15 protein-coding genes and 2 tRNA genes are annotated in these 16,340 nt (G+C 61.0%); 8 read left to right on the top strand and 9 right to left on the bottom strand.

What is annotated here, in order from left to right; genetic code table 11:
• The first annotated feature begins 1 nt into the window (after window position 1).
• The 7 genes from ACLRDN_RS15590 to ACLRDN_RS15560 all read left to right on the top strand — a co-directional run bounded on the left by ACLRDN_RS15590 (window position 2) and on the right by ACLRDN_RS15560 (window position 6,604).
• Entirely contained in the window at window positions 2-1,066 is a 1,065-nt protein-coding gene (locus ACLRDN_RS15590; RefSeq protein WP_413457033.1) for an isopenicillin N synthase family dioxygenase, read from the top strand.
• 61 nt (window positions 1,067-1,127) lie between these two features.
• A complete protein-coding gene (locus tag ACLRDN_RS15585; protein ID WP_413457032.1) occupies window positions 1,128-1,940 on the top strand; it encodes an ABC transporter substrate-binding protein in 813 nt (270 codons plus the stop codon).
• Window positions 1,941-1,970: 30 nt separating this feature from the next.
• Window positions 1,971-3,500 carry an amino acid ABC transporter permease/ATP-binding protein gene (locus tag ACLRDN_RS15580; RefSeq protein WP_413457031.1) on the top strand — a complete coding sequence of 510 codons (1,530 nt, stop codon included), beginning with the start codon at window positions 1,971-1,973 and terminating at the stop codon, window positions 3,498-3,500.
• Between the two features lies 1 nt (window position 3,501).
• Window positions 3,502-4,257 carry a class II aldolase/adducin family protein gene (locus tag ACLRDN_RS15575; protein WP_413457030.1) on the top strand — a complete coding sequence of 252 codons (756 nt, stop codon included), beginning with the start codon at window positions 3,502-3,504 and terminating at the stop codon, window positions 4,255-4,257.
• Between the two features lie 10 nt (window positions 4,258-4,267).
• On the top strand, window positions 4,268-5,212 hold the full coding sequence (locus ACLRDN_RS15570; protein ID WP_413457029.1) for a 2-hydroxyacid dehydrogenase: 945 nt from the start codon (window positions 4,268-4,270) through the stop codon (window positions 5,210-5,212).
• Window positions 5,213-5,356: 144 nt separating this feature from the next.
• On the top strand, window positions 5,357-6,043 hold the full coding sequence (locus tag ACLRDN_RS15565; RefSeq protein WP_413457028.1) for a hypothetical protein: 687 nt from the start codon (window positions 5,357-5,359) through the stop codon (window positions 6,041-6,043).
• A 210-nt stretch (window positions 6,044-6,253) separates the two neighbouring features.
• Window positions 6,254-6,604, top strand: coding sequence for a hypothetical protein (locus ACLRDN_RS15560; RefSeq protein ID WP_413457027.1), 351 nt, complete (start codon window positions 6,254-6,256; stop codon window positions 6,602-6,604).
• Window positions 6,605-6,928: 324 nt separating this feature from the next.
• Here the strand turns inward: ACLRDN_RS15560 and ACLRDN_RS15555 are convergent.
• The 8 genes from ACLRDN_RS15555 to argH form a co-directional block, all read right to left on the bottom strand.
• A tRNA-Leu gene (locus ACLRDN_RS15555) sits at window positions 6,929-7,013 on the bottom strand.
• Window positions 7,014-7,272: 259 nt separating this feature from the next.
• A tRNA-Leu gene (locus tag ACLRDN_RS15550) sits at window positions 7,273-7,357 on the bottom strand.
• Window positions 7,358-7,480: 123 nt separating this feature from the next.
• On the bottom strand, window positions 7,481-8,212 hold the full coding sequence (locus ACLRDN_RS15545) for an ABC transporter ATP-binding protein (RefSeq protein WP_039785417.1): 732 nt from the start codon (window positions 8,210-8,212) through the stop codon (window positions 7,481-7,483).
• Window positions 8,209-8,970, bottom strand: coding sequence for an ABC transporter ATP-binding protein (locus ACLRDN_RS15540; RefSeq protein WP_413457026.1), 762 nt, complete (start codon window positions 8,968-8,970; stop codon window positions 8,209-8,211). Before ACLRDN_RS15540 ends, ACLRDN_RS15545 begins: the two co-directional genes overlap by 4 nt.
• Entirely contained in the window at window positions 8,970-9,845 is an 876-nt protein-coding gene (locus tag ACLRDN_RS15535; RefSeq protein ID WP_413457025.1) for a branched-chain amino acid ABC transporter permease, read from the bottom strand. The genes ACLRDN_RS15540 and ACLRDN_RS15535 overlap by 1 nt, the downstream gene beginning before the upstream one ends.
• A gap of 1 nt (window position 9,846) precedes the next feature.
• On the bottom strand, window positions 9,847-10,728 hold the full coding sequence (locus ACLRDN_RS15530) for a branched-chain amino acid ABC transporter permease (RefSeq protein WP_145603564.1): 882 nt from the start codon (window positions 10,726-10,728) through the stop codon (window positions 9,847-9,849).
• A 109-nt stretch (window positions 10,729-10,837) separates the two neighbouring features.
• On the bottom strand, window positions 10,838-11,995 hold the full coding sequence (locus tag ACLRDN_RS15525; RefSeq protein ID WP_034335504.1) for an ABC transporter substrate-binding protein: 1,158 nt from the start codon (window positions 11,993-11,995) through the stop codon (window positions 10,838-10,840).
• Window positions 11,996-12,307: 312 nt separating this feature from the next.
• A complete protein-coding gene (gene argH, locus ACLRDN_RS15520; RefSeq protein ID WP_088753398.1) occupies window positions 12,308-13,702 on the bottom strand; it encodes an argininosuccinate lyase in 1,395 nt (464 codons plus the stop codon).
• Between the two features lie 473 nt (window positions 13,703-14,175).
• Between argH and ACLRDN_RS15515 the strand changes: the two genes are divergently transcribed.
• Window positions 14,176-15,006, top strand: coding sequence for an HDOD domain-containing protein (locus tag ACLRDN_RS15515; protein ID WP_413457024.1), 831 nt, complete (start codon window positions 14,176-14,178; stop codon window positions 15,004-15,006).
• 168 nt (window positions 15,007-15,174) lie between these two features.
• Here ACLRDN_RS15515 and ACLRDN_RS15510 read toward each other — a convergent pair whose 3' ends face one another.
• Window positions 15,175-16,113 (bottom strand): dienelactone hydrolase family protein, encoded by a 939-nt coding sequence (locus ACLRDN_RS15510; protein ID WP_413457023.1) that lies wholly within the window; start codon window positions 16,111-16,113, stop codon window positions 15,175-15,177.
• Window positions 16,114-16,340: the final 227 nt, after the last annotated feature.

Genomic DNA, 16,340 nt, shown 5'->3' with positions numbered 1-16,340 from the left:
CATGCACACCGGACAGCGCAATTTCACGGCCTTGCCCGTGATCGATATCAGCGGCCTCTATGGTGACGAGCCGGCACAGCGCCAGGCGGTTGCCGACCAGCTGGGAGCGGCGGCGCGCGAGGTCGGATTTTTCTACATTACCGGCCACGGGATCGATCCGCAGCTGATCGCCGGCCTGCGCGAGGCCAGCCGCGCGCTGTTCGCGCAGCCGATGCCATGGAAGATGCGCTATTACATCGGCGACGCCTGGGGCCACAAGGGTTATGTGCCTGAGGGCGAAGAGGTCTATTCCAAGGGCCGGCCCGATCACAAGGAAGCCTTCGACATCGGTTTCGAGGTGCCCGATGATCATCCGCTGGTGCTGGCCGGCACGCCCCTGATCGGCAACAACAAATGGCCCGAGCTGCCGGGTTTCAAGGCGGCCGTGTCCCGCTATTACGAGGCGGTGTTCGCGCTTGGCCGCACCTTGTTCCGTGGCTTTGCGCTGGCACTGGGCCAGCCCGAGGATGCCTTCGAGTCCCTGGTGACCTGTCCGCCCTCGAAGCTGCGGCTGATTCATTATCCGGTCGACCTGGAAGCGGTCGATGCGCCCGGCATCGGTGCCCACACGGATTACGAATGCTTCACCCTGCTGCTGGCCGATCAGCCCGGCCTGGAAGTGATGAACGACCAGGGCGCCTGGATCGACGCGCCACCCTGTTCGGTGGCCGGCGAGGAAGCTTTCGTCATCAATATCGGCGACATGCTCGAAGTGATGACCGCGGGCGCCTTTCCCGCCACTTCGCACCGCGTGCGCAAGGTGCAGCAGGAACGCTATTCCTTCCCGCTGTTCTTCGCCTGCGACTATCACACGCGTATCCGGCCCTTGCCGCAGTTTGCCAGCGGCTCTGACGGCGCTACCAGTTACGGCGAACTGTCCATCGGCGAGCACATGTATTCGCAGGCCCAGCAGACCTATACCTACCTCAAACGCAAGGTGGAAGCGGGCGAGTTGGCGATGTCGGCAGAGGCATTGAAGCCCGGCAGTTTTGGTTATGCCCGGCCCAGGACGCCGGCCGGCAGTTGAGTTCTCGTCCTTTTTTCCATTTTTCTTTTCTCCAGCCCGCTCACAGAAGGAGTCCCGCGCCATGACCCATCCCCTCCGCCGCATTTCGTTCAAGCGCAACCTGCTCACGCTGGCCCTGTCAGCCATGCTGCCGGTGGCAGCGTTCGCACAGACCCTGGTTCCCGGCCAGCTCAAGGTCGGCATGGAAATCACCTATCCACCCTTCGAATCCTGGCAAGGCGACAAGGTCGTCGGTTTCGATCCGGACATGGCCGAGATGCTCGGCCGGGAATTGAAGCTCAAGCCCTCCTTTGTCGACACCAAGTTTCCCAGCCTGATCCTGGGTCTGGGCGGCGGCCAGTTCGATGCCGTCATTTCCGGCATGTACATCACGCCCGAGCGCACTGCCCAGGCCGATGCCATTGCCTACGGCAAGACCGGCGCGGCCATCATGGTGGCCAAGGATGGTGGCGTGACGCCCAAGACCGAAAACGACCTGTGCGGCCTCAAGGTCGGCCTGCAGGCCGGCACCAGCTGGGTCAACGCCTTGAAAAAACTCTCGGCCGAATACTGTGTGCCCCAGGGCAAGCCGGCCGTGGCCGTGAGCGAATTCCCGACCGCGCCGGAAGCCTCGCAGGCCCTGCTGTCGAAGAACATCCAGGCCCAGATGGAAATCGCCGGTGCCGCCAAGATGCTGGCCGAGCGCAGCAAGGGCCGTATCGTCATCAGTTCGCCGGCACTCGTGTATCCGCAGACGCTGGGCATCTACGTCAAGAAGGGCAATACCGCCCTGTACCAGGCCTTGCAGAAAGCGCTGGCAGCAGGCCATGCCAGCGGTGAGTACGCAGCCCTCCTCAAGAAATACGATCTTGAGCCCGTGGCGGTAGCCAAGTAACGTCGACCTTGAACCACCGGGAGCTCTCGCATGGCATTGGATTGGTCGTATTTCTGGTCCCTTTTTTCAATGGGGATCTTCTGGCGCGCGTGTCTCACGGTGGTCGAACTGGGTTCGCTGGTGTGGGGGCTGGGCATGGTGCTGGGCTTCTTGCTGGCCTGCGCTCGCACCTCCGGCACGCGCTGGATCAACTGGGCCGCGGGGCTGTATATCTGGCTGTTCCGCAGCCTGCCGCTGCTGGTCGTGGTGGTGGTGGTCTTCAACCTGCCGCAAATCTTTCCGCTGACCCGCGCCGTCGTCGGCGATCCTTTCTTTGCCGGGCTGGTGGCCATGGTGCTGACCGAGGCCGCCTACATGGCCGAGATCCACCGCAGCGGCCTGCAGTCGGTCGCCCGCGGACAGCGCGAAGCCGGGCGGGCGCTGGCGTTGAGCCGCTTTGGCACGATGCGGCTGATCGTCATGCCGCAGGCCTTCCGCATTGCCTTGCCGACCCTCATCAACGAATACGTCACCATCATCAAGCTCACGTCGCTGGTGTCGGTGATCTCCTTGCCGGAGTTGCTGATGACGGGCCTGCGCCTGTATTCGCAGAATTTCCTGGTGATGGAAACCTTGCTTGGCGTGGCCGTGTATTACGTGCTGCTGGTGACTCTCTTCAGCACGCTATTGGGCTGGCTGGAGCGGCGCCTGGATTTGCAAAAGCGCCATCCCGCAACCCTCAGTGAGGGCCAGTGCAGCGCCTTGAGCAGCCATCTCGGCAAACCGCCTGTCGCACCGGCAATGCCCCAGGCGGCGGGGCAGCCGAGTGCACTGGAGCTGATCGGCATCCATAAAGCCTATGGTGCGCATGAGGTGCTCAAGGGCGTGAACCTGAGCGTGAGGGCGGGCGAGGTGGTGTCCATCATCGGTCCTTCGGGCTCCGGCAAGACGTCGCTGATCCGCACCATCAATGCGCTGGAGAAGATCGACCAGGGTGAAATCATCCTCTTCGGTGAAGGCTATATCAGCGCCAACGCCTCTCTCGAGTCCAGCCTGGTGCGCAATGGCATCGGCCGCATTGGCATGGTGTTCCAAGGCTTCAACCTGTTTCCGCACCTGAGCGTACTGGACAACGTGCTGCTGGCACCGCGCTACCACCGCCAGCCGGGCGAGCCGGCGCTGCGCCAGACCCGGGCCCTGCAATTGCTCTACAAGGTGGGCCTGCTGGCGCACCAGCACAAATACCCGCACCAGCTTTCCGGCGGGCAGCAGCAACGGGTGGCCATTGCCCGCGCGCTGGCCATGTCGCCTGACGTGATGCTGTTTGACGAACCGACCTCGGCACTGGACCCTGAACTGGTCGGCGAGGTCTTGAAGGTGATCCAGGAATTGGCACAGGAGGGCATGACGATGGTGATCGTCACCCACGAGATGGACTTTGCGCTGACCATCTCCGACCGCGTGCTGTTCATGGAAAACGGCCGCGTGCAGCTGGATGCTTCGCCCCGGCAGATCCGGGACGCCACCGCAACCGACGCCGCGACCCTGCGCGTGCGCCGCTTCATGGGATTGGATGCCTGAGATGACCACGACCCCCGATGAACTGATCCTGCGCCGCGACCTGGCGGCCGCTTACCGGCTGGCTGCGCTGTTCGGCTGGGATGACACGCTCTACACGCATTTTTCGGTGCGGCTGCCGCGTGCGGACAACGCGGCCCCCGAGGAGGACCGTTTCCTCATCAATCCTTTCGGGCTGATGTTCGATGAAGTGCGTGCCAGCGACCTGCTGGTGGTGGACCTGCAAGGCCGCGTGGTATCGGGCAAGGCCGACTACAACGTCGCCGGTTTCACCATCCACAGTGCCGTGCACATGGCGCGCGAGGATGCCCACTGCGTGCTGCATACCCACACGCTGCCCGGCATGGCCGTGGCGGCCTGCGAGCAGGGGCTGCTGCAGCTCAACCAGATCAGTACCGAGTTCCACCAGCGGGTCGGCGTGCATGCCTATGACGGCGTGGCCTTCGACCTGGATGAACGCACGCGCATTCAACAATCGCTGGGCAACAACATCGCCTTGCTGTTGCGCCATCATGGCCTCCTCTCGGTGGGAGCCACGGTGGCCGATGCGTTCGCGATCATGTTCTACCTCAATCGTGCGTGCGAGATCCAGATGGCGGCTGCGCAAATGGCGACAGTCGCCGGACCGGTTACCGAGATTGCGGCGCACTTGAGCCAGCACGCCTGCGAGCAGTTGCAAAGCGTCGAGCATGAGCGCCAGATCCTGTGGCAAGCCTGGCTGCGGCGCCTGGACCGACTCGATCCTTCTTACCGCGACTGAGGGCCACGCCATGCCGACCTTGTTGATTTGCAGCGCGACCGATGACCTCAGTGACCTGCACGCGGTGTTTCGTGAAGAGGCCGCGCGCCGCATGCCGGAGCTGCAAGTGCGGCTGTGGCCGGACCTGCCTGATCCGGGCGATGTGGAGGCTGTTGCGGGCTGGTATCCGCCGGCCGGGGTCATCGAGCGCTTGCCCAATCTGCGTTTGATGTCTTCGATTGCTGCCGGAGTCGATCATGTGCTCGATGCCGCGCGGGCTCATCCTGAGGTACCGCTGTGCCGTATCGTCGATCCCGCACTGGCCGCAGGCATGGCTGAATATGTGCTGTGGGCCGTGCTGTATTACCACCGTGCGCTGGACCAGGCGCTGCAGCAGCAAGTGCAGCGCGTGTGGAAGATTCCGTCGCAAAAGCCTGCGTACCAGACCCATGTCGGCCTCATGGGGCTGGGTGCGCTGGGCAGCCATTTGGCCGGGGTGTTGCATGGTCAGGGTTTTACGGTCAGTGGCTGGTCACGTTCGGCACATCACATCGAGGGCGTGAGGACCTATGCCGGTGACGATGCGCTTCATGCATTCCTGCAGGCACCCGATATCGTGGTCTGCCTCTTGCCGCTGACCGATGCTACCCACAAGCTGCTGGGGCGCGACGTATTTGCGGCGATGAAGCCGGGAGCAACGCTGGTACATTGCGGCCGGGGAGAGCATCTGGTGGAGGAGGACCTGCTGGAAGCACTGGATCGGCAGCATTTGCGCGGGGCCGTGCTGGATGTCTTTGCGCAGGAGCCATTGCCCGCATCCAACGCGCTGTGGTCACACCCGCGCGTGGTGGTTACGCCGCATATGGCGTCGAGTGCGCAGCCTTCGGTCATCGTTGGGCAGATTTTGGATAACTTGCAGCGGCTGCGCCGTGGAGAGGCTGCGTTGCATGAGGTTGATCGGAGCCGGGGATATTAGAAGAGGAGGGCGGTGCTGACATGGAATTGCGTATTTTGCTGGCGGACCTGTTTGGCTAGATAATACAGAGGCTACCGTACACTTTTGCCAGACAGCCAGCGTCGAGTGCGTCTGAACCGCTGCTTGAATTGCAGGGATATACAGATGAAATTTACGAATTGGATTAAAAGTAAACCACACTTGATTTCAGGGATGCATGATCGCGGCTATACATTACGTGAGTCCGATGATGAAAATCATTGTATTTTCTATCCGGAGATCAGGCTAAAAATTTTTCCAAAAATAACGCTTTCGCAATGGGATGAGCGCACTTTTCGAAGCGCAATAATTTTATGCTCACGAGATGTGGCTGAAGAATTTCGTGAAAAAGATTTGTGGCTTGATGAGATGCCAGGTTGGGAAGGGAATTCGATTGGCGTATTGTCCGTGGAGCTGCTATGGCTGCGTTGGAACAACAACCCGGACTTGATGCAAAACTACCGCGATGACTATCGGAAATCATTTGAATCTGGATGCATGAGATTTTTTGAAGACCTGGATACATTCGGAATTCCATTCATTTCTTCGCTATCGAGGCCTGATCCATTGGCGAATGCCCTCGAAAATATTGATGAATATCCGGCTAACATAACGCAGGGGGGAAAGCCGAGATCGGCTGATCCATTTATCTATTCGGCTATTTTGTCCATGCGCAATGGTGAAATCGCTCAGGCGAAAGAGGCCCTGAAAAAAGGTGAGCTGAAATATGCATGTGTTAATCCCGATATCGAATGGCAGCACAGACGATCCTTAAATTACAAAGAGAGAATGCGTCGAATTTTGCGAGCGTAAGGAAATAGGCTGTGCTGCTCGATTGGCAGCGACATGGCCTTCATTCGAAAATGCGGCATGACGCGTATTTTCCGTGCTGGAATTTAAAGCTCCCTCGGGAGCAGATCTTGAGAAGACGTTCCTCAGGCGCAGAAAATATAGCTGAAACGGAATATTGCCCGGCTAGCATCGTGCAGATACAGCTACCCGGATTTCCAGGAATGCGAACACATGAACATGTTTGATCAACGACTTATCACTCTGATTCGTCAGCTCATTTCATGGCTAGTCGCGGGTGATTACGAAGCGGCTCAGCGCCGTTCACGCGGTATTCGCCTTTCCGCCGACCTGATGCGTGATGCTGTCTTGAGATACGGCCGGACGTTGGTTATTCCGCCCGACACGGCATTCGCCAGTATTGATGCGATTGAAGTCAGGAATGCCGCTAGCCCAACCTGGTCTGTTCGCTTTGATCTTTGGACTGCTGAGGAGGGCCGGTCAGACCTCTCGTTGGAATGCACGTTAATCAACCGCGGTGCAGGGCGTATTGATTTGGAGATTGATAATTTGCACTCGCTTTGAGCTTGATCCTGCCGCGAGACACAAGACGAGATGGAGTTAGCCGTCGAGTAACTGGTGCAGGCCGGGCGCGTAGTATCCCTGGCATTTGACTGAGATTTGAGCGTGCCAGGGCGTTCGCCCCAAAACGCAAAAGGCCGGTTGATTTTCATCAACCGGCCTTTTTTGTTTTGGTGCGCACGGAGGACCTCGGTCACGTCCCGCGATCCCGTCCGGCCTTGCAAGGCCGGACTTTCTCGTCCCTCCCGCAAAGCGCGCAGGCGCTTTGCTCGTGTGCCCCAAAACGCAAAAGGCCGGTTGATTTTCATCAACCGACCTTTTTTGTTTTGGTGCCCACGGAGGGACTCGAACCCCCACACCTCGCGGCACATGGACCTGAACCATGCGCGTCTACCAATTCCGCCACGTGGGCCTTCTGCAAATGCGTTCAAACTGCATTGCTTGAAAGAGGCTGCATTCTAAGGGCAAACTTTTAAGTTGTCACCTGTTTTCTAAAGTTTTTTATTCCTTAAAAACTAAATAAAAAATGGCTACACAAGAATGAGGCGGGCTACTAAAAACTAACAATTTGAAGAGATGGCTTTCAAAGAAAACCATCAACAAGCAAAACTATTTTCCAACTCAACAAACGCAAAAGGCTGGTCGATTTTCATCGACCAGCCTTTTATGTTTGGTGCCCACGGAGGGACTCGAACCCCCACACCTCGCGGCACATGGACCTGAACCATGCGCGTCTACCAATTCCGCCACGTGGGCCTTCTGCACTCAGCGGTGACTTGCTGTGCTTGAAAGAGGCTGCATATTAAGGCCTATCAGCTCGATGGTCAACACCTAATTGAAAAATTTTTTATTATTTTTCGTCGGTGCTTGCCATCCCCATCAACCGCCCAGATAAGCCTCCACCACCTTGGGATTGCCCAGCAGATTCGCACCACTATCCTCCAGCACGATCTTGCCCGTCTCCAGCACATAGCCCCGTTGCGCAATGCGCAGCGCCTGGCGCACGTTCTGTTCCACCAGCAGCACCGTCATGCCGGTCTTGTTGATCTCCTGCACGATGCGGAAGATTTCCTGGATGATCAACGGGGCCAGCCCCATCGACGGTTCATCCAGCAACAGAACCTTGGGCTTGGCCATCAGCGCACGGCCAATGGCCAGCATCTGCTGCTCACCACCCGAGAGATTGCCCGCCAGTCCGGCCGCACGGTTCTTCAATACCGGGAAGAGGGAATACACCCACTCCAGGTCACGCGCCACGCCTTCCTTGTCCTTGCGCGTATAAGCGCCCAGGGCCAGGTTCTCTTCCACGGTCAGTGTGGTCAGCGTCGCACGGCCTTCGGCCACCTGCACCACGCCGGATTCGACGATGCGGTGCGGCGACATCTGCAGCAGATCCTGCCCGTTGAGCAGCACACGGCCACGCTGCGCCTTCACCAGGCCGGAAATGGCCAGCAGCGACGTGCTCTTGCCGGCGCCATTGGCACCGACCAGCGCCGTGATCTCGCCTTCGTTCAGGGACAGGCTGATGCCCTTGACTGCTTCAATGTGGCCATAGGCCACCGCGAGGTCCTCGACCTGCAGAATGGGTTGCTTGTTGCCGCTGGCGCTCATGCTTCTTCCTTGCCGAGATAGGCCTCGATCACTTCCTGGTTGTTCTTGATCTGGTCCGGGGTACCCTCGGCGATGATCTTGCCGAAGTTCAGCACCGCAATGCGCTCGCACAGGCCCATGACGAAACGCATGTCATGCTCGATCATGAAGATGGTGAAACCGCGCGCCTTGATGTTGACGATCTCGCTCATCAGCTCGGTCTTCTCGGCCGGGTTCATGCCGGCCACCGGCTCGTCCAGCAACAGCAGCTTGGGCTTGGTCGCCAGCGCACGCGCGAACTCCAGCTTGCGCTGCTCGCCATAGGAGAGACTGTCGGCCAGCATGTGCGCCTTGTGATCCAGGCGCACCCAGGACAGCAGTTCCAGCGCACGTTCACGGGCTTCCTGCTCGGCACGGCGGAAGCCGCCGAGGTTCAAGAGCATGCTGGCCACACCATAGTTCAGGTGCTCGTGCATGCCGACCACCACGTTCTCCAGCAGCGTCATTTCCTTGAACACGCGGATGTTCTGGAAGGTGCGGGCAATGCCGCGTTCGGTGATCTTGTGCGGGGCGACGGCACCGATGTCGTCGTCATTGAAGCGGATGCTGCCGGAGGAGGCGCGCAGCAGGCCCGTGATGAGGTTGAAGACCGTGGTCTTGCCGGCGCCGTTGGGGCCGATCAGGCCGAAGATCTCGCCTTCCTTGACGTTGAAGTTCACACCCTGCAGCACTTGCAGGCCGCCGAAGTTCTTGCTGATGTCGTTCAGTTGTAAAAGCATTACTTCACCTTCTTCTCAGCGTTGCGGTGTAGGAAGGCGCGGATGCGGCGCGGGTCCCAGATGCCCTTGGGCAGGTACAGGACCACCAAGATCAGGATCAGGCCATTGATGGCCAGGCGGAAGTCCTTGAAATGACGCAGCACTTCCGGCAGCAGCGAAAGAATCGTCGAGCCGATCATCGGACCGATCAGGTTGCTGGTGCCACCGAAGACGGCCATGGTCAGGATGTCGACCGCGTTCTCGAAGCCGTAATTGTTGGGGCCGATGGTGAAGGTGAAGTGCGCGTTGAGGCCACCAGCGACACCCGCAATGGCAGCACCGATGACGAAGGCCAGCAGCTTGTAGCCGGCCACGTTCACGCCCATCAGGCGCGCTGCGACTTCATCTTCCTTGATGGCCTCGAAGGCGCGCCCGGTCTTGGAGCGGCGCAGGCGGGCCAGCGCATAGATCGTCACGCCCAGCAGCAGCACGATGTGCCACCACTCGGTGATCGGCGGCACGCCGTTCAGGCCCATCGGGCCGCCGGTGATCTCCAGGTTGAGGACGATCACGCGGACCACTTCGCCAAAGCCCAGCGTGGCCATGGCCAGGTAGACGCCCGAGAGGCGCAGCGTCGGGATGCCGATCACCAGCGCCACCAGCGAGGGCAGTACGCCGCCTGCCGCCAGGGCGATAGGGAAGGGCATGTCGAACTGCATCGTCAACAACGATGCGGTGTAAGCACCGATGCCCATGAAGGCCGCATTGGCCAGCGACAGCAGGCCGCAGGACAGGGTGACGTAGATCGAGAGTGCCAGCATGGCGTTGACGCCGATGCTGAAAATGACTGTGTTGTAGGTGGCCCAGAAGCCATCCCACCATTCCATGAAGCCCATCTTATGCCTTCCTTTCCAGCACTTTGCCAAACATGCCGGAGGGTTTTACCAGCAGGATCAGGAACAGGAGGCCAAACGCCACCGCATCGCGGAAGTCGCTGGAGATATAGGCCACCGTCAGCACCTCGGCAAAGCCGAGGAAGAGGCCGCCGATCATGGCGCCACGGATATCGCCCATGCCGCCCAGGATGATGACGGCGATGCCCTTGTGCAGCATCGGCTGTCCCATGAAGGGCGAGATCGCATTGAAGGACACGCCCACCAGCACGCCGGCCGCGCCACCCAGGGCCGCTGCAGCGAAGGAGGTCAGCAGGAACAGGCCTTCGACGTTGATCCCCAGCAGGTAAGCCGCCTTGGGCGACTCGGCGATGGCGCGCAGCGCACGGCCGAGCTGGGTCTTGCGCATCACGCCCAGCAGCACCACCATCAGCACGAAGGCGATCACGATGATCGCCACCTGCACGGCGGTGATGTGCAGGTTGCCCAGGCTCACGCTGTCTTCAGGGATGGTGCCCTGGGGGAAGCGCTTGTTCTCGGCGCCGAAGAGGCCCTGCGAAATGTTGGTGATCATGATGGCCACGCCAATGGTGGCGATCATCGGGATCAGGTGAGGTGCATTGCGGCGGCGCAAAGGTTTGAGGACCAGCACGTCGATGATGAGGCCGAGGGTGCCGGTGGCCACCATGGCCAGCAGCAGCGCGACCCACAGGGGGAGGGCCATCTGCTCCACCAGCAGCAGGGCGGCATAGCTGCCCAGCATGAAGATGGCGCCGTGCGAAAGATTGATCACGCCCAAGACGCCAAAGACCAGCGTGAATCCGAGCGCGAAGAGCGCGTACACGCTGCCCAGCGAAAGGGCATTGATGAGCTGTTGTTCTAACATGGGAACCTGCAATAGGTGAGGTGACGCCGGGCGCCGCGTGGCGCCCGATGACTTGCGAACGGTCGCCGCCGGTGGACCGGCAGCGACCGTCTTGACAGCCTTGGGCTGCTTACTTCAGCAGGACGAACTTGCCGCCCTTGGCGATGTTGACGATGGCTTCCTGGTCCGCATCGAAGCCGACCTGCTTGCCTGCCACCGCCGGTGCTGCACGGAAGGCGAACTTGCCGGTGGCGCCATCGATCTTGACTGCCGGCAGCGCAGCGCGCACGGCGTCACGGTCCTTGGCCAGGTTGCCGGAGAGCTTCACGCTCTTGATCGCATCGGCCATGATGTACATGGCGTCATAGGCTTGCGCGGCGAACTGGTCAGGGTCGGAACCGAACTTGGCCTTGTAGGCAGCAATGAATGCCTTGTTGGCCGGGGTCTGGTTCTCGGCCGACCAGGGGCTGCCCATCAGGGTGTTGTCGCCGGCATCCTTGGCGATCTCGAACAGCTTGGGCGAGTTCAGGCCGTTGCCGCCGATGAAGGGCTGCTTCATGCCCAGCGCGCGGGTTTGCAGGATGATGTTGGCGGCTTCTTCCGCCAGGCAGGAGCAGACGATGGCGTCCGGGTTGCCGGCCTTGATCTTGGTCAGCTGGGCCTTGAAGTCGACGTCGCCCTTGGCATAGGCCTCGGTGGTGGTGACGGGTATCTTCTGCTGTTCCAGGGTGGCCTTGAAGACGTCATAGCCGGACTTGGTGAAGGCGTCGTCGTTACCGTAGATCACGGCGACCTTCTTGATGCCGAAGTGCTTCACGGCCGCTTTGACGGTGACGGGCAGCACGTCGGCTTCCATCACGGAATTGCGGAAGGTGAAGGGGCCCATGGCAGTGATGCCGTCAGCGGTATTGCTGGTGCCGAACACCACGACCTTGGCGGCGTTGGCGATCGGGTCGGCAGCGAAGGCCGAGTTCGACAGGGTGGGGCCGAAGACGGCCAGTACCTTGTCCTGGAAGATCAGCTTCTTGAAGACGTTGATGGCTTCTTCCTTCTTGCCTTGTTCGTCTTCGATCACCAGGGCCAGCTTGTCGCCGTTGACGCCGCCCTTGGCATTGATTTCTTCGGAAGCCAGCGTGAAGCCGTTCTTGATGGCCACGCCATATTTGGCAGCCGGGCCGGTCAGGGCTTCGGCTACGCCCAGCTTGATGTCGGCGGCCAGGGCGGCCGAGGACAGGGTGGCACCGATCAGCAGGGCCGGAATGGTCTTGAGCATGGTATTGAATTGCATCGAGTTCTCTCCTCAGTTAGATATTGTAGAAATCGTCCGCATCACGGAGCGCCGTGCGCAACAGCGCGGCGCGACGTCATGTGGCGATTCCTTCATCGAGGATGATGCAAAAGACGCCCGGGATGGCCGGGACTTGTGCTCCATCCTCTGAAGACCGTTGTGTGGTCTCTTTCGATACAGCCGCCACAGCATACCCGAAAAGGCAGGCTGCGCCAGCAATTACAACCCGCTGCAACGCGCCCGGGTAGGGCGCGCCACAGCGGCATGCGAATGTCGTCCGGCCAGCGGACGAGGGGTGGTGCGAGATGGTGCTTAGTTCAGTTCCTTGCGCAGTTGCGCAATGGCCGCACGCACCTGGTTGGGTGCGGTGCCGCCGATGTGGTCACGTGCGGCCACCGAGCCTTCGAGCGTCAACACGGCAAACACGTCTTCGCCGATCAGCTCGGAGAAGGCGCGCAGGTCGGCCAGCGACAGGTCGGCCAGGTCGCAACCCTTGTCCACGCAGGTACGCACGGCGTGCGCCACGGCTTCGTGGGCGTCGCGGAAGGGCAGGCCCTTCTTGACCAGGTAGTCGGCCAGGTCGGTCGCCGTGGCGTAGCCCTGCAGGGCGGCCGCGCGCATGGCTTCGGGCTTGACGCTGATGCCGCGCGCCATGTCGGCGAAGATGCGCAGGGTATCGGTGAGCGTGTCGACGGTGTCGAACAGCGGTTCCTTGTCTTCCTGGTTGTCCTTGTTGTAGGCCAGGGGCTGGCCCTTCATCAGGGTCAGCAGGGCGATCAGGTGGCCGTTGACGCGGCCGGTCTTGCCGCGCGCCAGTTCGGGTACGTCCGGGTTCTTCTTCTGCGGCATGATCGACGAGCCGGTGCAGAAGCGGTCGGCGATGTCGATGAAGCCCACGCGCGGGCTCATCCAGATCACCAGCTCTTCGGACATGCGCGAGATATGCGTCATCACCAGCGCAGCGGCGGCGCAGAATTCGATGGCGAAGTCACGGTCCGAGACGGCGTCCAGCGAATTGCGGCACACATCGTCGAAGCCCAGGGTCTTGGCTACGCGCAGGCGGTCGATCGGGAAGGTGGTGCCGGCCAGGGCGGCTGCGCCCAGCGGCAGGCGGTTGATGCGCTTGCGGGCGTCGATCATGCGTTCGGCATCGCGGCCGAACATCTCGACATACGCCAGCACGTGGTGGCCGAAGGTGATCGGCTGCGCCACCTGCATGTGGGTGAAGCCCGGCAGGATGGTGTCGGCGTGCTGCTCGGCCAGGTCCAGCAGGGCCAGGCGCAACTCGCGCAGCAGGCCGATGATGTCGTCGACCGCACCGCGCATGTAGAGGCGGATGTCGGTGGCCACCTGGTCGTTACGCGAACGGCCGGTGTGCAGGCGCTTGCCGGCGTCGCCGACCAGTTCGGTCAGGCGCTTTTCGATGTTCAGGTGGACGTCTTCCAGGTCCAGCAGCCATTCGAACTGGCCGGACTCGATTTCACCCTTGATCTGGGCCATGCCGCGTTGGATCTCGGCGTAATCGGCCGCGCTGATGATGCCCTGGTGGGCCAGCATCTCGGCATGCGCCAGCGAGCCCTGGATGTCGACCTGGGCCATGCGGTTGTCGAAGAACACCGATGCGGTATAGCGCTTGACGAGATCGGAGACGGGTTCAGAAAAGCGAGCCGACCAGGCTTCGCCCTTTTTAGCAAATTGGTCTGTCATATAGGGAATTCCGGAGAATGGGCGATTATAGCAAGCACAACTGCGCCAAGCCACGGCCATGCAGCCGGAAATGCTGCGGCACGCGGATTTTTCGCATTTCAGCGCGCCCCTGTCGCACGCTTTTTTCATCCGTTCCCAGCGGGTGGTGAATTGAAGCTTTTATCGGCGTGAAATCCTGTGAAGTTTCCTGTTGGCATCATTATTGCTTGTTGTTTTTGCGCAAGCTCTCCTGCGACGGCAAAAAGCCATGGGCTACTGACAATTGCTGACGCTATACTCGAGGTGCGATGACTGATCCGGGAGAAATTCTGCAGGTTTCCGGAGAAGATAAGGGCTGCCAGTCACGGCGCAGCCAGGATGATGCCGACACCGGTCGGTGTCGTGGGGGCATCGTCCGGCTGCACCATGCCACGGGGGTGGTCCTGTCAAGCGCTCAAGCGAGATGTGTGGGGGTCGTCTTACAGGAGAGAAGCATGAATTTGGAAGCACTGTTTCAGCAGCAAACTGCCTTGCCGAGCATTCCCAAGGTGGTGCAGGAAGTCATCGAAAGTTTCAACAATGAATCGGTCTCGATTGAAGAGATCGCCAAGAAGCTGGCCGCAGATCAGGTCTTGAGCGCCAAGATCCTGCGCCTGGCCAATTCATCCTATTACCACGTCTCGCGCACCATCGGCACCGTCGATGATGCGGTGCTGATGCTGGGGTTCATGACGGTGCGCACTCTCGTGGTCAGCACCGGCATGGCGGGCAGTTTCAAGAAGCTGCCCGGTGTGGACCTGAAGCTGTTCTGGCGCTACAGCCTCGATACGGCCATCGTCGCCAAGTGGCTGGCCAAGCTGAAGCAGGTCAAGCTCAATTCCGATTTCGCCTTCACGGTGGGCCTGATGCACGCCATCGGTCAGCTGGTGATGCATGCCGGCATGCCCGAACAGGCGCTGGAGGTGGACAAGGTGGCAGGCCCGCTGGATGCGCGCCGCCTGGACGTGGAGCGCCAGTCCTTCGGTTACGACTTTGCCGACGTCGGTGCGGAGCTGGCGCGCCGCTGGCGTTTCCCGGACGAGTTCGCCAAGGTCATCAAGGCCTTCCCGCAGCCGCTCAAGGGCGAGTTCGATCCCTTCGCCGCCGTCGTCCACCTGGCCGCCTGGCGCGCCCGCGCCGAGGAAAACAAGTACTCGGCCGACGAGCTGGAATCGACCTTCCCGGCAGAAGTGGCCGCCAAGCTGGGGCTGGGCCTGTCCACCTTCACCGAGGACATGCCGCCGCTGGCCGAACTGGGCGAGGGCATGCAGGACCTGATCTCCTGATCGGGCCGGCCGGAGGGCGCCAAAGGACGGTGGTTTCCGGCCGGTGTGAAAGAAAAGGACGGTAAAAACGACAATGCCGGCTCCCGCAAGGGGCCGGCATTGTCGTTTGGTGAAGAGGCTTGCAAAAATCCGGGAGGCGCCTGGCCGGCCCGGATCCTGGGTGCCTGCTCAGTAATTGAGCTTGGCGTCCAGGAAGTTGAGCATGGACCGATACGCCTGGCTGCGCGCATCCGGGTTGCCCCCGCTGGTGACGCCTTCGCCGCGCTTGCCCACCCCGGCCACATCCATGCGCACGTGCACCGGCAGGCCGGGTGCGTCGAAGTCGTGATAGGTATCGGGATAGAGGCGCAGGGCGATCTCGGTGTCGCTGCCCTTCATCTTTTGCTCGATGGCTTCGCAGGCCTGGGGCGGGGTCCAGTCATCGTTCTCGCCCATGAGGATCAAGAGCGGTGCGGCCGGTTTGAAGGGCTCGGTGGTCTTGGCGTAGGGGCGGCAATCCGGATAGAAGGCCACGGCCGCACGCGGCTGGATCTTGCGCACGGCCACGTCGGTCTCGGCCAGGTTCATCGAGGCCAGCAGGGTGGAGGCACCATGCGACCAGCCCAGCAGGGCGATGCGCTTCACATCCACGTCCGGCTGCGAGGTCACCCAGTGCAGGGCGGCCTGCACGTCGAAACGGCGGTTCATGGCGCTGACTTCGCGCTGGGCCACGGTGTCCTGGCAGGTGGAACGGCGGCCGCGCGGGGTGAAGCTGTCCGGGAACAGCACGTTGTAGCCGGCATCGCTGAGCACGCGCGCCATCGCCAGGTGGCGCGGCGTGAATTCACCCTTGCCATCCTTGACCATGCTGTACAAGCCACCGCAGCCATGCAGGGCGATCACGGTCGGCGCCGGGCCCTTGGTGGTGAGCGACTTGCGTGCCTTGATCCACACGCCATAGAGCGCGGTGGCCTTGCCCCCCTTGCTGTCCACGCTGGTGAGCGACACGCGGCTTGCTTCCAGCGGCGCCGACGATGCCGGAGCCGGCGCGGCCTGCGCCCAGGAATGGATCACGGCCAGCGATGCTGCGATGCAGAACGCTGCCAGCGGTTTTCTCCAAAGTCGCATGATGTTTGTTTCCCCGTATTGATGCCCGGCCGCTGCATCCTGACCATTCCCGCCCCTGGGGAAGATGGTCGCTGAAGCAATAAGCTTCAAGGATTGCAACAACACTGTGTATTTGAATTCTTCAGCTTATATTTTACAAAAGTGAAGCGTCTGGCGGCAGGGAAGAATCAATTTTGCGGTGCAAAAACATGATTCATCACAAGCGCGCGCCCGCACCTGTGCGCCGC

Source organism: Herbaspirillum huttiense (assembly GCF_047300815.1).
In the GTDB taxonomy this organism is placed as follows: domain Bacteria; phylum Pseudomonadota; class Gammaproteobacteria; order Burkholderiales; family Burkholderiaceae_D; genus Herbaspirillum; species Herbaspirillum huttiense_A.
The sequence above is the reverse complement of the archived record's forward strand: the minus strand, read 5'-3'. Positions and strand labels throughout refer to the sequence as shown.

Excerpts from the sequence above, each read along its gene's own strand:
- ACLRDN_RS15590 (WP_413457033.1), top strand. The coding sequence starts at position 2 with ATGCACACCGGACAGCGCAATTTCACGGCCTTGCCCGTGATCGATATC.
- ACLRDN_RS15585 (WP_413457032.1), top strand. The coding sequence starts at position 1,128 with ATGACCCATCCCCTCCGCCGCATTTCGTTCAAGCGCAACCTGCTCACG.
- ACLRDN_RS15580 (WP_413457031.1), top strand. The coding sequence starts at position 1,971 with ATGGCATTGGATTGGTCGTATTTCTGGTCCCTTTTTTCAATGGGGATC.
- ACLRDN_RS15575 (WP_413457030.1), top strand. The coding sequence starts at position 3,502 with ATGACCACGACCCCCGATGAACTGATCCTGCGCCGCGACCTGGCGGCC.
- ACLRDN_RS15570 (WP_413457029.1), top strand. The coding sequence starts at position 4,268 with ATGCCGACCTTGTTGATTTGCAGCGCGACCGATGACCTCAGTGACCTG.
- ACLRDN_RS15565 (WP_413457028.1), top strand. The coding sequence starts at position 5,357 with ATGAAATTTACGAATTGGATTAAAAGTAAACCACACTTGATTTCAGGG.
- ACLRDN_RS15560 (WP_413457027.1), top strand. The coding sequence starts at position 6,254 with ATGAACATGTTTGATCAACGACTTATCACTCTGATTCGTCAGCTCATT.
- ACLRDN_RS15545 (WP_039785417.1), bottom strand. The coding sequence starts at position 8,212 with ATGAGCGCCAGCGGCAACAAGCAACCCATTCTGCAGGTCGAGGACCTC.
- ACLRDN_RS15540 (WP_413457026.1), bottom strand. The coding sequence starts at position 8,970 with ATGCTTTTACAACTGAACGACATCAGCAAGAACTTCGGCGGCCTGCAA.
- ACLRDN_RS15535 (WP_413457025.1), bottom strand. The coding sequence starts at position 9,845 with ATGGGCTTCATGGAATGGTGGGATGGCTTCTGGGCCACCTACAACACA.
- ACLRDN_RS15530 (WP_145603564.1), bottom strand. The coding sequence starts at position 10,728 with ATGTTAGAACAACAGCTCATCAATGCCCTTTCGCTGGGCAGCGTGTAC.
- ACLRDN_RS15525 (WP_034335504.1), bottom strand. The coding sequence starts at position 11,995 with ATGCAATTCAATACCATGCTCAAGACCATTCCGGCCCTGCTGATCGGT.
- argH (WP_088753398.1), bottom strand. The coding sequence starts at position 13,702 with ATGACAGACCAATTTGCTAAAAAGGGCGAAGCCTGGTCGGCTCGCTTT.
- ACLRDN_RS15515 (WP_413457024.1), top strand. The coding sequence starts at position 14,176 with ATGAATTTGGAAGCACTGTTTCAGCAGCAAACTGCCTTGCCGAGCATT.
- ACLRDN_RS15510 (WP_413457023.1), bottom strand. The coding sequence starts at position 16,113 with ATGCGACTTTGGAGAAAACCGCTGGCAGCGTTCTGCATCGCAGCATCG.